13 protein-coding genes are annotated in these 12,760 nt (G+C 58.2%); 4 read left to right on the plus strand and 9 right to left on the minus strand.

What is annotated here, in order from left to right:
* Window positions 1-28 precede the first annotated feature (28 nt).
* A complete protein-coding gene (locus ACR0JW_RS09665) occupies window positions 29-721 on the minus strand; it encodes a COQ9 family protein (protein WP_170679592.1) in 693 nt (230 codons plus the stop codon).
* Between the two features lie 111 nt (window positions 722-832).
* Here ACR0JW_RS09665 and rpsU point away from each other — a divergent pair, with 111 nt between their 5' ends.
* Complete coding sequence (gene rpsU / locus ACR0JW_RS09670) at window positions 833-1,039, plus strand: 30S ribosomal protein S21 (protein WP_005614280.1); 207 nt, start codon at window positions 833-835, stop codon at window positions 1,037-1,039.
* A gap of 310 nt (window positions 1,040-1,349) precedes the next feature.
* On the plus strand, window positions 1,350-2,456 hold the full coding sequence (locus tag ACR0JW_RS09675) for a CAP domain-containing protein (protein ID WP_480713851.1): 1,107 nt from the start codon (window positions 1,350-1,352) through the stop codon (window positions 2,454-2,456).
* 47 nt (window positions 2,457-2,503) lie between these two features.
* Here ACR0JW_RS09675 and ppk2 read toward each other — a convergent pair whose 3' ends face one another.
* The gene (ppk2, locus tag ACR0JW_RS09680) at window positions 2,504-3,421 is read right to left on the minus strand and encodes a polyphosphate kinase 2 (RefSeq protein WP_170614336.1); all 918 of its coding nucleotides are present in this window, start codon (window positions 3,419-3,421) and stop codon (window positions 2,504-2,506) included.
* A gap of 299 nt (window positions 3,422-3,720) precedes the next feature.
* On the opposite strand from ppk2, the gene ACR0JW_RS09685 reads away from it, so the two are divergent.
* Window positions 3,721-4,560 carry a CPBP family intramembrane glutamic endopeptidase gene (locus ACR0JW_RS09685; RefSeq protein ID WP_480713852.1) on the plus strand — a complete coding sequence of 280 codons (840 nt, stop codon included), beginning with the start codon at window positions 3,721-3,723 and terminating at the stop codon, window positions 4,558-4,560.
* 3 nt (window positions 4,561-4,563) lie between these two features.
* Here ACR0JW_RS09685 and ACR0JW_RS09690 read toward each other — a convergent pair whose 3' ends face one another.
* Window positions 4,564-5,022 carry an Lrp/AsnC family transcriptional regulator gene (locus tag ACR0JW_RS09690; protein WP_170679588.1) on the minus strand — a complete coding sequence of 153 codons (459 nt, stop codon included), beginning with the start codon at window positions 5,020-5,022 and terminating at the stop codon, window positions 4,564-4,566.
* Window positions 5,023-5,159: 137 nt separating this feature from the next.
* Between ACR0JW_RS09690 and ald the strand changes: the two genes are divergently transcribed.
* On the plus strand, window positions 5,160-6,278 hold the full coding sequence (ald, locus tag ACR0JW_RS09695) for an alanine dehydrogenase (RefSeq protein WP_170614334.1): 1,119 nt from the start codon (window positions 5,160-5,162) through the stop codon (window positions 6,276-6,278).
* Window positions 6,279-6,470: 192 nt separating this feature from the next.
* Here ald and ACR0JW_RS09700 read toward each other — a convergent pair whose 3' ends face one another.
* The 6 genes from ACR0JW_RS09700 to ACR0JW_RS09725 form a co-directional block, all read right to left on the minus strand.
* The gene (locus ACR0JW_RS09700) at window positions 6,471-7,277 is read right to left on the minus strand and encodes a mechanosensitive ion channel family protein (protein ID WP_480713853.1); all 807 of its coding nucleotides are present in this window, start codon (window positions 7,275-7,277) and stop codon (window positions 6,471-6,473) included.
* Between the two features lie 462 nt (window positions 7,278-7,739).
* Window positions 7,740-8,186, minus strand: a complete 447-nt coding sequence (locus ACR0JW_RS09705; protein WP_170679586.1) for a YtoQ family protein — start codon at window positions 8,184-8,186, stop codon at window positions 7,740-7,742.
* A gap of 81 nt (window positions 8,187-8,267) precedes the next feature.
* Window positions 8,268-10,664 (minus strand): phenylalanine--tRNA ligase subunit beta, encoded by a 2,397-nt coding sequence (gene pheT / locus ACR0JW_RS09710; RefSeq protein WP_170679584.1) that lies wholly within the window; start codon window positions 10,662-10,664, stop codon window positions 8,268-8,270.
* 78 nt (window positions 10,665-10,742) lie between these two features.
* The gene (locus ACR0JW_RS09715) at window positions 10,743-11,549 is read right to left on the minus strand and encodes an alpha/beta hydrolase family protein (RefSeq protein WP_170824906.1); all 807 of its coding nucleotides are present in this window, start codon (window positions 11,547-11,549) and stop codon (window positions 10,743-10,745) included.
* Between the two features lie 61 nt (window positions 11,550-11,610).
* Entirely contained in the window at window positions 11,611-12,081 is a 471-nt protein-coding gene (locus ACR0JW_RS09720) for a hypothetical protein (RefSeq protein ID WP_170824905.1), read from the minus strand.
* A gap of 361 nt (window positions 12,082-12,442) precedes the next feature.
* Window positions 12,443-12,754, minus strand: a complete 312-nt coding sequence (locus ACR0JW_RS09725) for a hypothetical protein (protein ID WP_170679578.1) — start codon at window positions 12,752-12,754, stop codon at window positions 12,443-12,445.
* Window positions 12,755-12,760: the final 6 nt, after the last annotated feature.

Raw genomic sequence — 12,760 nt, forward strand, 5'->3', positions numbered from 1 at the left:
GCAGGCAATTTCTGGAAGGCCCAGACGCTTACTTGCGCGGATTCAGCATCCCGGGCAGATCGGTCCGCATTTTCATCGGCGGCTTCACCTGCCCGGCCAGCCAGTTCGGAACCGCAAGGAACGGCTTGAACAATGGATTGTCGTTCACCTGCGCCTTGAGTTTCTCAAACTGCATGACATTGTCGATGCGCCGGTCCAGAAACTCCCATGTCTTCTGATGCGCGGGGGACTCATCACCCAGCCAGAACAGCAGGGTCGAAGAATACACTCCCGACAGGGTGGCGCGCTTGGTGTACCAGTTCACGTCATCAGACGTGTCGCCAAGCGTATCCCAGATCAGGTCGCAGGTCTGCCACAGGGCCTTGGCCCCGTCTGCCGCATGAAGGGGCAGCGCAAAAAGGGTCATACCCTTGCGGACCAGTTCCTTGTCCTCGACGGCCTGCAACCGAAAGCGCACTGCGGCAGCGACCCGATCGCGGAATTTCAGATCACCCAGATCTTCGGATATCAGACGTTCGACCATGACTGCATCGCCGCGTGCGTGGAAAGCCAGCGCCAGATCGACCGCGCCACGCGGACAGATCGCGCGCGCCAGACCTTCATCCATGTCACAGTCCGCAATGGCCGCGCGAAAGCCCACCTCGGACCAGCCGTCAAACGGAACGTGGGTCAGCATCGCGTCCAAAAGCTGTTGCTTTGCATCTTCATAAGTGGTGGTCATAGCGGTTCTCCGGTTCTCAGAGCCAGTACTAGACAAGATATAACGGCTTTGCTATACGGCCAACTCCTGCAATTTCCTTGCAACTCTATCTAGAAAGGTGGTGACAACCACATGCAGGTTAGTGTTCGCGACAATAACGTCGATCAGGCGCTTCGGGCCCTGAAGAAAAAGCTGCAGCGCGAAGGCGTGTTCCGTGAAATGAAGCTGAAGCAACATTTCGAGAAACCGTCCGAGAAAAAAGCGCGCGAGAAAGCTGAAGCGATCCGCCGTGCCCGTAAACTGGCACGCAAGAAAGCACAGCGCGAAGGTTTGCTCTAAGCACCTTGCTCGTCCAGCTTTGGATGACACTATTTGACGACCCCCGAGGCCCTGCCCGGGGGTTTGTCGTTTTCAGGGGGCATCGCCCGTTTGCCGGTTACATTCCGCCGACCCGTGGGACAGACCGCGCGACAAGCTGCCATTTTCCCATCAGCAGCATTTTGCCCGGCATTTTGCAGCGCAGCGAATCCTGCCCGGAAAGCGCCGCTTCGCCGTAAACCGCCCATCTTTCGACAGTCTCTATCGCTGTCGCGCCTTGCACCTCTAGGTGGCGTCGTCCGCAAGGACTCAACCATAAACGGAGGCAACAATGTCGACTGCAAACACGTTCGAACGCGAAATGCTGGCGCTGATCAATCAGGAGCGCACATCCCGCGGGCTGAACCAGCTGAAACTTGAAACCCAGCTGAACGACTCGTCGGAAACCCACAGCAGCTGGATGCTGAACACGGATACCTTCAGCCACACCGGATCGGGCGGATCGAGCGCGACTCAGCGGATGGAAAATGCCGGGTTCGACCTGGAAGGCAGCTGGCGCACCGGCGAAAACATCGCCTGGCAATCCGAACGGGACGCCCCAGGCATCAGCGATGATGTTGCCCAACTGCATCAGGGTCTGATGAACAGCCCGGGCCACCGCGCCAATATCCTGAACCCCGAATTCGAGTATATCGGTATCGGCATTGAAACCGGTGACATGCAGGGTTTTGACGCGGTCGTGGTCACCCAGAACTTTGCCGCAACCGATGCCGCTGTTCTGCCGGACACCGGAGAACCCTCGGCACCTGCAACGCCGGTCACACCGGTCGAGGAAACACCCGACCTGGAGGAAACGGATACCGAGACGACGGGCACGGATGTAACTGAACCCGAGGAGCCGGATAGCGAAACGACCGACACAGACGTGACGGAAACGGAAAATCCGGAGACCGAAACAACCGACACCGAAGATACCGAAACGGAAGATCCGGGGACCGAAACAACGGACACGGATGAAACCGAGACTGAGGAACCGGAGACCGAAACAACTGACGCGGATGATACCGAGACCGAAGAACCGGAGACCGAAACAACTGACGCGGATGATACCGAGACGGAAAATCCGGAAACCGAAACGCCCGATACCGAAGTGACCGATTCAGGCGAACCGGAGTCCGATTGTTTTGACGTACAGGCCTTTCTGGATGAGATCGCTTCATTCCTGGAAAACCTGCAGGCCCAGTTCGATCATTTCGATTGGGATGGCACCGAAACCGCAGGCGACGAAACCGGTAACATGGATGACTTTGATCTTGTGACGGGCGAAGACAGCGAACAGATGAAGGACCCCGCTGATACAGGCACGTTCGCCGACGATGGCTGTGACTTCATGATGTTCAATATCTTCAACGTGGACTGCATGATGGACGCAGCCTGATCCGGCGTTCCGGTGCGAGGCTGGACAACTAGCCTCGCACAACTTCATCAATAGATCTTGGGAACGTAAAGCTCATCCGGCAGGATGCGCCGTTCGTATTCGGGATTATACCGGCGGTCGGGCAGATTGACCTTGTCCTGCGGCACGTCCTCGTAAGGGATTTTGGTCAGCAGGTGCTCGATACAGTTCAGCCGCTCGCGCTTTTTGTCATTGCCTTCCACAATGTACCAAGGTGCCTCGGGGATATTGGTGCGGAAGAACATGTCCTCCTTGGCCTTGGTGTACGCCTCCCAGCGGATGCGGGATTCCAGATCCATGGGTGACAGTTTCCACTGTTTCATCGGGTCGTGAATTCGCATGAGGAATCGCAGTTGCTGTTCTTCATCGGTGATCGAGAACCAGTATTTCAGAAGAATGATCCCCGACCGCACCAGCATCCGTTCAAATTCGGGAACGTCCTGAAAGAACTGCTCGACCTGGTTTTCATTGGCAAAGCCCATGACGCGTTCGACACCGGCCCGGTTGTACCACGAGCGGTCGAAGAACACGATTTCACCTGCCGCAGGCAGATGCGGAACGTATCGTTGAAAATACCACTGGCTCTGCTCCCTGCGGCTGGGCGCGGGCAAGGCCACAACTCGGGCGACGCGCGGGTTCAGGCGTTGAGTGATGCGTTTGATCACCCCCCCTTTGCCGGCGCTGTCACGGCCTTCGAACAAAATGCAGACCTTGGCGCCGGTGTGAACCACCCAATCCTGCACCTTGATCAGCTCGGCCTGCAGGCGCAAGAGGTTCTGAAAATAGACCTTGCGGTCCAGCATGTCGGGATGCTGGTCCTTGTAGATCTTGCGGACCTCCATCGAAAGCATCGGTTCGCTGAACTCGATTTCGAAATCTTCGTCCAGCGTGTCTTCCAGTTCCGCCTCAAGCCAATCTTTGGGGGTACTGTTGTTTTCGTAGGTCAAGGTCTACTCCTTATCATTCGTCGGGTCTGGACCGTACCGGGCAAGTGTAACTGCCGGATGTCACCGAAAATGCGGTGGCATCGCCAAATCCCCGGGCAAGAGGTGCTGACCTCACAGGTACCGACCACGGAAATAGGGGCGTTGTGCGGTCTTTGTCCTGAATGTGGACCCATGATGCCGGGGATACAAGCGTTAGAATTGACGCAATGCCAACAGGTTGAAACCAACAGGCCAGAGCGATATTGCCATTTCCCCCAATCACGCGGCAACAATGCCGACATCGAATGCATGAGGCTTTTGTGGACCATTTTGTTTCTCTGTTGCCCATGATCTGGCCATGGACGATCCTGATAACCGCTCAGGTAAGCACCTTGGCCGGGCATCTGCGGCTGGGTCTTGCGTTGCTTTCGGTTTTCGCGGTCGCCGCGCTGCTGACCGGGCTTCTGTCGCCGCTGGCAACCGGACTTGCCGTGTCGGGCTTGATCGGGGCCTGGTTTCTTCATCGACTACAGGGCCGGTGGGTTCTGGTCGGGCATCTGGCGTTGATTGTTTGGTGCATCGCACTTGGTGCTCATCTGCTGCCCGGGTTTCATAATTTTCTGGTCCTGGATCAGGTCCGCGCGGGCCCAGATAGCGCGCTGTTCTCAATGCACCTGAATCTGGACAAACCACTGGTGTTCTTCGCGGTTGTGCTTGCTTGTCCTGCGATGTTGAGCCGAAAATCTCCGGTGCGCTGGGTGCCCCTTGCACTTGGTGTCGTAACTTTGCCGCTGCTCTTTGCAGCAGGATTACTGACTGGGGCCGTGCATCCAGAAGTCGGCCTGCCCGAATGGTGGCTGACCTTTGCCCTTTCCAACCTGTTCCTGACCTGCCTCGCGGAAGAGGCCTTCTTTCGCGGCTATCTGCAAACGGTCCTTGCGACCCGGTTCGGGTCTGCCGCAGGAATTGCGGTCGCAAGCCTTCTGTTTGGCGTGGCCCATGCGGGCGGTGGCGTCCCTCTGGTCCTGTTTGCATCGCTGCTTGGGCTGGGCTGTGGTCTGGGTTATTTCGCGACGGGACGAATTTGGGTTCCCGTTGTGATGCATTTCGCCTTCAACGCCCTGCATCTGGCCCTGTTCACCTATCCCGGCCGAGCCTGAAGATCACACGGGCAATGCGGTGGTCTTGAACACGGTCCGCAGCGCAAAGGAACTCTGCATCTGCGCCACGCCGGGCAAACGTGACAGGTATTGCCGGTGGATACGGGCAAAGTCCTCGGTGTTTTCCGCGACGACCTTCAGGATGTAATCCGCTGTACCCGCCATAAGATGGCATTCCAGAACATCCGGTATCCGGGATACTGCCTTCTCGAACGCATCCAGAACCTCTTCGGCCTGACCCTGTAACGTGATCTCGACAAACACGGTTGTCGGAACGTTCATCTTGCGCGCATCCAGCAGTGCCACGTAGTTGCGGATATAGCCTTCGACCTCCAGCCGTTGTACACGTCTGTGGCAGGCGGAAGGCGACAGATTCACCTGCTCTGAAAGCTCGGCATTGGACATTCTGCCGTTGTGCTGCAGGGCGGCCAGAATCTTTCGATCAGTCGAATCTATGCTCATTCACGCAAATCCTTTGCAAGATTCTGACAGTATATCGAAGAATCCACCGAAACAAACTTAGTTTCCGGGCAAAGTTTCACAGAAATTGCGGCTGTGAGTGCCCATAATTTAGGCAGTTTATGGATGGAGAGCCCAAAATGAAAATCGGTTGCCCAAAGGAAATCAAACCTCAGGAATTCCGTGTCGGTATGACGCCCAACGCCGCACAGGAAGCTGTCGCGCGCGGCCATGAGGTCATCATCGAAACCGGAGCCGGCCTGGGATCCGGCTTTGACAATGACGCCTATACCGCTGCCGGTGCCAGCATCGTCGACACCGCGGCCGAGGTGTTCGCGACGGCGGATATGATCGTGAAAGTCAAGGAACCGCAGGCGGTCGAGCGCAAGATGCTGCGCGAAGGCCAGCTGCTGTTCACCTACCTTCACCTGGCCCCCGATCCGGATCAGACCCGCGACCTGCTGGACTCCGGCTGCACCGCCATTGCCTATGAAACCGTGACCGACGCCAATGGCGGCCTGCCGTTGCTGGCCCCGATGTCCGAAGTCGCTGGCCGTCTGGCCCCTCAGGTCGGCTCGTGGACGCTGCAAAAGGCCAATGGTGGCCGTGGAGTTCTGATGGGCGGTGTTCCCGGTGTTGGCCCGGCAAAGGTCGTCGTGATCGGCGGTGGTGTTGTTGGTACCCACGCTGCCAAGATCGCAGCCGGCATGGGCGCGGACGTCACCGTTCTGGACCGTTCGCTGCCACGTCTGCGGTATCTGGACGACGTCTATGGCGGCACGTTCAAGAACCAGTACTCGACCGCTGGCGCAACGGCCGAACTGATCCAGACTGCAGACATGGTGATCGGCGCCGTTCTGATCCCCGGTGCAGAAGCCCCCAAGCTGGTCTCGCGCGCGCAATTGTCCACAATGAAGCCGGGTGCGGTGCTGGTGGACGTGGCCATCGACCAGGGCGGCTGCTTTGAAACCTCGAAAGCCACCACCCATGCGGAGCCGATCTACGAGGTCGATGGCATCATGCACTATTGCGTGGCCAACATGCCGGGCGCTGTTGCGCGCACCTCGACCATTGCATTGGGCAACGCGACCATGCCGTTCATGCTGGCACTTGCGGACAAGGGTTGGAAACAGGCATGTCAGGATGACCCGCACCTGCTGAACGGTCTGAACGTTCACGCCGGGCAGTTGACCTATTTCGCGGTCGGCAAGGCGCTAGGCATCGATGTCGTTTCTCCCAACGTTATCGTCAAATCCTAAGCCCTCCCGCCGTTGAAAGCGCCCGCTGATGCGGGTGCTTTACAGCCTTAGGCATAGCGCCGCGCCTTCGGGCGCGGCGCTGTCGTCTCAAGCACCAGCGTGGCCGCAAAAAAAAGCGCCGCGCGTTTTCGCGCGGCGCCGGACCCAACAGGAGAAGGGCATTTCCATTGCCCGCCCGACAGGCGGGAGCCATCAGCCCTGTTTCTGGATCTCCACCGAATGCGGATAGGGGATCGATACGCCCTTGGCGTCAAAGGCTTCCTTGATCGTCTTTGTGAGTTCAAACCTGACGTCCCAGTAATCCGCCGCCGCACACCACAGGCGCGCAGTCAGATCGACCGAGCTGTCACCCAGGTTGGTCACACGCACCCATGGCTCCGGATCGCTGTGAATACGTTCATCCGCCTTGGCCACATCCAGAATAATATTCATCGCCTCATCTGCGCTGTCGCCATAGTCAATGCCAAACACCAGATCGACTCGGCGTGTATCATGCGCAGAGTAGTTGGTTATGATCGATCCCCATGACTGGCCATTCGGAACGATGATCTGCACGTTGTCCGGCGTCACCAGTTCCGTCGTGAACAGATTGAGGTCTTTTACGGTCCCCGCCGTCCCGCCGATATCGACATACTGGCCCAGCTTGTAGGGGCGGAACACGACCAGCATGACACCAGCGGCCAGATCGCTCAGCGTTCCCTGCAGGGCCAGGCCGATGGCCAGCGATGCGGCACCCAGAATGGCCACGATACTGGTCGCCTGGATCCCAAAGATCCCAAGTACGGCAACGACAACCATCGCGAGAATGACCCATTTGATGATGCTGGCGGCAAAGTTGCCCAATGTTGGATCGATCTGAGGTGTTCTGTTGATCCGGCGACGGACCATACCGCTGATTGCACCCGCTGCGATCCAACCCAAAATCAGAACAATCAGCGCCTTGCCTGCTTTCAGCACAACCGGCAGATAGCCGTTTGTCATTTCTACAATCTGGTCCATTTCCATTCCCGATCACTCCCTAAGCCGCAGTTTTCGCTATTATTAAAACAGATACCTATGCATCTGCGCAGATCCCAAACAATTGATGCAGCAGCAGTCACTTTTTCAGCATGCCGCAAGTCTCCTTATGTTTATCCGGCTCCCTCTGGCCTGCCCGCGATTTTTCGGTCTGTTCCTTCTGCCTTTTCGCGCGTTCCTTCGCACGATTCACCAGTTTTTCCGGCAGGGGCAAACCCCAAGTGTTGTGATTTCGTATAGGATGACTGCGCCATTCTCACAAACGCGCAATCATTTTCATGGGAAAGGCGGCATGTTTTTCCCCAGTGATGCCAGTGGTTGGGATCCGATCGGCCACGCCGAAGACGCCAGTCGGCAGCAATCAGCGCGGACCAGGGCCGTTTGCAAGCAGGCCTGCATTCAGACGGTAAATCCGAGGAAAATGACCTGCGTTCGATCCGCAGATCACTTCGGCAGCGCGCCGGTCAACACATAGCGCAGGACACCGACAACCTGTTCCGGTGTCTCGGTTACGGCCAGTGCGGCAGCGTCCACCTCTTTCAGCGCGTGCTGATGATCTGGCCCGTGCATCACGATCAGAGACTTACCCAAAGCCGCCGCGTAACCGGCATCAAAGGCGGCGTTCCATTGCTTGTATTTGTCGCCAAACCGAACCACGACCACATCCGCGTCGGCGATGCCCTTGCGCGTTCTGATGGCGTTGACCATCGCGCCCTTGTGGTCATGCCAGTATTTGTCCGTCTCGGCGCCCAGAATGGCAACGCCGCAGTCGTCACTGGCCGCATGATCCGTCACCGGGCTGTTGAACCCGATGCTCAGCCCCTTGGCACCTTCGATGATCTGTTCACGCCAGTCCGTATGGATTTCCCCGGACAGATAAACGTTCAGCATGGCTTTCTCCTCTCCAGACAACAAAGGGGCGCAACCGCCCCTTCATCTTTTTGAAAATACTCCCGCCGGAGGCGGACTCCATCAGCCCCGCAGCGTACCGCCCGTGGCCTTGGCGACCTTTTCAACGATCTTGGCGCTGACGGCTTCGATGTCTTTTTCCTTCAGTGTCTTGTCCGTCGGCTGAAGTCGCACGGTAATGGCCAGGGACTTTTTGCCTTCACCCACACTTCCACCGATAAATTCGTCGAACACACGCACGTCCTCAATCAGCGCCTTGTCGGCACCTGCCGCAGCATTGACCAGTGTCAGGGCCTCGACCCCGGCATCGACAACAAAGGCAAAATCGCGCTCGACCGCCTGCAGGTCACGAAGTTCCAGCGCCGCGCGGGTGGCGCCGGATTTTCGGGGTAAAGGCACCTCTTCCGGCCAGATCGTGAAGGCCATTGCCGGTCCCTTGATATCCATCGCCTGCAGGACGCGCGGGTGCAGTTCGCCAAATACACCCAGCAGCTTCTTCGGGCCCAGACAAATCCGACCGTGACGACCCGGATGCCACCAGGTGTCACCGTCACGCAGGACCTGAACCTTGGCAGGTGCGCCGATCGCGGCCAGAACGGCTTCGGCATCCGCCTTGGCGTCGAACACGTCGACCGGGCGCGACGCGCCATGCACATCCTTGGGGCCATTTCGACCGACAAGCAGGCCGGTGATCTGGGTCTTCTGATCGCCGGGTTCGCCATCATGAAAAACCGGACCGACCTCGAACAAAGCCACATCCGCGTACCCACGCGCCTGATTGCGGGCCGCAGCCTGCAGCAGCCCCGGCAAGAGGTCCGGGCGCATATGGCTCATCTCGGACGAGATCGGATTTTCCAGCTTCGTCGCATCGTCGCCCCCGCCAAACAGCGCGGCCGAGGCCTGATCGATGAACGTGTAGCTGACGCATTCGTTGTACCCAAGCGCCGCACAGGTGCGTCGCGCCATCGACTGCCGCCGCTGCGCCGGGGTCATCACCGGCTTCGGAATGCCGTCTGTGACCCGCGGCAATGGCTTTCCCTGCAGCTTGGTCAGGGACGCAATCCGCGCGACTTCTTCAACCAGATCGGCCTCACCCATGACATCGGGGCGCCAGCTGGGAACATGAGCCATCTCGCCTTCCAGACGAAAGCCCAGTCGGGTCAGGGTCTGGCGCTGCTCGCTTTCGGGGATGTCCATGCCGACCAGGGACCGAACCCGCGCCGCGTCCAACTTGTAGGCGCGCGCGTGGTTCGGCGCCTTGCCTGCCTCGACCACGTTCGAAACTTCACCGCCACAGATATCAAGGATCATCTGCGTCGCATGCTCAAGCCCTTCACGGGTGTATTCCGGATCGACGCCACGTTCAAAACGGTAACGGGCATCGGAATTGATCCTGAGCGCCCGGCCGGTCAAAGCAATTTGAACGTGATCCCAGAAAGCGCTTTCGAGGAAAACGTTAACGGTCTCTTCGGTGCAGCCGGTTTCCTGCCCGCCCATGATGCCCGCAATCGATTCCGGGCCCTTGTCATCCGAAATCACCATCATGCCGGGCTGGATAATGTATTCCTTCTCGTCCAGTGCCACCAGCTTTTCACCGCCTTTGGCAAGGTGAACGCGCAGGTTGCCCTGCACCTTGTCCGCGTCGAAAACGTGCAGAGGGCGGTTGTGGTCAAAAGTCATGTAGTTGGTGATGTCCACCAAGGCCGAAATCGGGCGCAGACCGATCGCTTTCAGCTGATCCTGCAGCCATTGCGGGCTGGGGCCATTCTTCACGCCCCGGATCAGGCGGCCGGTGAAATGCGGGCAGCCATCCAGCGTGTCCTCGTCAATCGTCACCTTGATCGGGCTTTCGTAGTCTCCCGGGACCGGCACGTAGTCACGTTGTTTCAGGGTGCCGATTCCACGCGCGGCCAGATCGCGGGCAATCCCTTCGACACCCAGCGCGTCCGGACGGTTCGGAGTGATCGCAATCTCGATCATCGGATCGACTTTCGAGGGGTCATTCTCGGCTAGCCAATCGACGAACTTATCGCCGACTTCGCCTGAAGGCAGTTCAATGATGCCATCATGTTCATCCGACAACTCAAGCTCGCGTTCAGACGCCATCATGCCGAAGCTTTCGACGCCACGGATCTTGCCCACGCTGATCGTCAGGTCCAGACCGGGGATATACATGCCGGGTTTGCAAACCACGACCGTGATCCCTTCACGCGCATTCGGGGCACCGCAGATGATCTGCAGCTCACCCTCATCCGTTTCGACCTTGCAGACGCGCAGTTTGTCCGCGTCGGGGTGTTTCTCGGCATGTTTCACATAGCCGAGCCTAAAGTCTTTCAGCCGGTCCGCCGGGTTCACGATCTCTTCGACCTCCAGCCCGAGATCGGTCAGCGCCTCGGCGATCTCATCAACCGAAGCGTCAGTGTCGAGGTGGTCTTTCAGCCAGGACAGAGTGAATTTCATTGCACGGGGCCTTTTTTGGCAAACATCCAGTCGGCAAAGGCAATGGCAAAGATTGCGCCGGGGTGCAAGCGCCGCGCGTCACGGATAGGCTGGGGTGCGGCCCAAAAGCTCATCCAGTTGCCAGCCGATCCAGCCATGAGGGATGAAATGTCCGCCGGGATGGGTGTCCAGCACCACCTTTCCCCGCGCGCAATCGATCCATTCCACTCGGCTGAGCGTCAGGAAAGGCTCGACACTCCAGTCGCCGCGCGGGGTTGCAGTTGCACAACCGTATTTTTCCCGCCACAGCGCCACCGAATAGGTCGTATCGCCACCAGGACCAAAGGGGAAGCTCATCACCGAGTCATCAGTTCCGTGAACATGGCGCGCCTGGCGCGGGGCTTCCGGGCAATCCTCGGTCTGCGGGATACTGCCCGCCACAGCCAACAAAGCGGTCACGTCATTGCCGGACTGGCAGACAAAGCGCCACGCCATCGCGCCGCCATAGGAGTAGCCCGAGACATAGATGCGTTCAGGATCAATGGGATAGTGTTTGGCCACATCCTCAAGCACCCGATCAGCGAACGACACGTCTGCGGTGTCAGCGGTCCAGAAATTCCAGCTTTTGCCCAACCCGTTCGGAGCCACCAATAATACATCGCGCAGCTTGGTTGCCCCGGCGATGCGTTCATGATTTACCACCACATCGCCCTGCCGCGCCCAGCCATGGAAATGCAACAGCACCGGCAGAGGCGTTTCGCCATCCCATCCATCCGGTTCCAGCACATGATACGAGCGGTCGCCCAACGGGCAGGCGGCATCGCCGTGGCAGTCGGTTTTCCAAGGCCCCATCGCAAAGGCCGGAGTGACAGAGAGCAGAAGCAGGCAAATCAATCGGTACATCATGGACCCGAGCCTAGCTGCCGCGATTGCCGTGTCACGTCAAATAGCTGTTATTGAGCGCGCGTTAGGCACATCGCCGATAAAACTGCCGGTGCAGGAATTCACCGGTTCCGAAATCGCTGGCCGGCTGCTTGCGGTAAATCTCCAAAGCCAGCGCATCCCCGGTAAGATCGGCCACATAGACAGATCCCGGCCGCTGATCGATGGTGAACAGGATGCTGTCGCTTTCGCTGAACAACTTCACCGGCGCATCCACAACTTCGGTAAACACCCTGAGGTCCGCGGTCAGTGTAAGATCCAGCCCCTGTCCGGCAAATGTGAGCGTCGAATTTCTGTCGATCACGTTTTCATCGGTGGCGCACCAGCGGCCCAGAACGGCCTGCCTCTGTTCGGGGCTGGCCTGAGGGGTGCCTTTCGAGATCGGGTCCAGCAGCCCGACACTGATCAAACCACCCCACAGCGCCAATATCGCGGCAACTCCGGCAAGAAGGGTCAGAAATAACTGCTTCGGGGGTCGGTCGCGAAATACCTTCATGAGAAACCTTGTCTGGCCGTTGAAATATCCCCGAGCCTATTTTCCCGCTATCACGCTGTATATGATGGATATTTCCAGGACATCTGTTCGAAGTTGATTGTGGCAAACCGGTAACGACGACGCTGCAATCTGCCGACGAGCCACGCCAATGCCAGACCATGCGATGGCGGTCCTCGGGGAGTGATGAGCAATTGATGATGGCAAAATCCGCGTGCCGTTCACACAGGGTGCTAGTGGAGACAATTCGCCAGCCTGTGCGGGCGGGGTCGTCCATTGGGCTTGAAGCAATGGCGCCGCAATGAACGACTGACTGCGCGGCAGTATAGGCCTTTGCCCCGCGCTAATCAGAAAAGCGAACTAGTCACCACCAGCTCCAGAACCCCGATTTCTGTTTCTTTATCAAATCTCGGGTCTTCTCGTTTTGCAGCCTGTCTCGCATCTGGAATGCCCCGACCCGCAAGAACTCAAAACCAGCGATTAGAACGCCAGGCAAAAACAGAAGCGCCGACCCGAAAAAGATGATCAAGACAGAAGCCGAGACACTTTTCCAAACCCACAATGCAAGAGCAGGCGGCGCAAACATAGCGAGAAATAGGCTCACAAGCCAAAGCATCGGGTGTTTAGAAACCTGGCGCTTCCACCAATTGCGATATGCAGCCAGCCAGTCGTCCAAAATGTT

The organism is Ruegeria sp. BG6 (assembly GCF_056538465.1).

Coding starts and splice junctions, on each gene's coding strand:
- ACR0JW_RS09665 (WP_170679592.1), bottom strand. CDS start 721: ATGACCACCACTTATGAAGATGCAAAGCAACAGCTTTTGGACGCGATG.
- rpsU (WP_005614280.1), top strand. CDS start 833: ATGCAGGTTAGTGTTCGCGACAATAACGTCGATCAGGCGCTTCGGGCC.
- ACR0JW_RS09675 (WP_480713851.1), top strand. CDS start 1,350: ATGTCGACTGCAAACACGTTCGAACGCGAAATGCTGGCGCTGATCAAT.
- ACR0JW_RS09690 (WP_170679588.1), bottom strand. CDS start 5,022: ATGAGCATAGATTCGACTGATCGAAAGATTCTGGCCGCCCTGCAGCAC.
- ald (WP_170614334.1), top strand. CDS start 5,160: ATGAAAATCGGTTGCCCAAAGGAAATCAAACCTCAGGAATTCCGTGTC.
- ACR0JW_RS09700 (WP_480713853.1), bottom strand. CDS start 7,277: ATGGACCAGATTGTAGAAATGACAAACGGCTATCTGCCGGTTGTGCTG.
- ACR0JW_RS09705 (WP_170679586.1), bottom strand. CDS start 8,186: ATGCTGAACGTTTATCTGTCCGGGGAAATCCATACGGACTGGCGTGAA.
- pheT (WP_170679584.1), bottom strand. CDS start 10,664: ATGAAATTCACTCTGTCCTGGCTGAAAGACCACCTCGACACTGACGCT.
- ACR0JW_RS09715 (WP_170824906.1), bottom strand. CDS start 11,549: ATGATGTACCGATTGATTTGCCTGCTTCTGCTCTCTGTCACTCCGGCC.
- ACR0JW_RS09720 (WP_170824905.1), bottom strand. CDS start 12,081: ATGAAGGTATTTCGCGACCGACCCCCGAAGCAGTTATTTCTGACCCTT.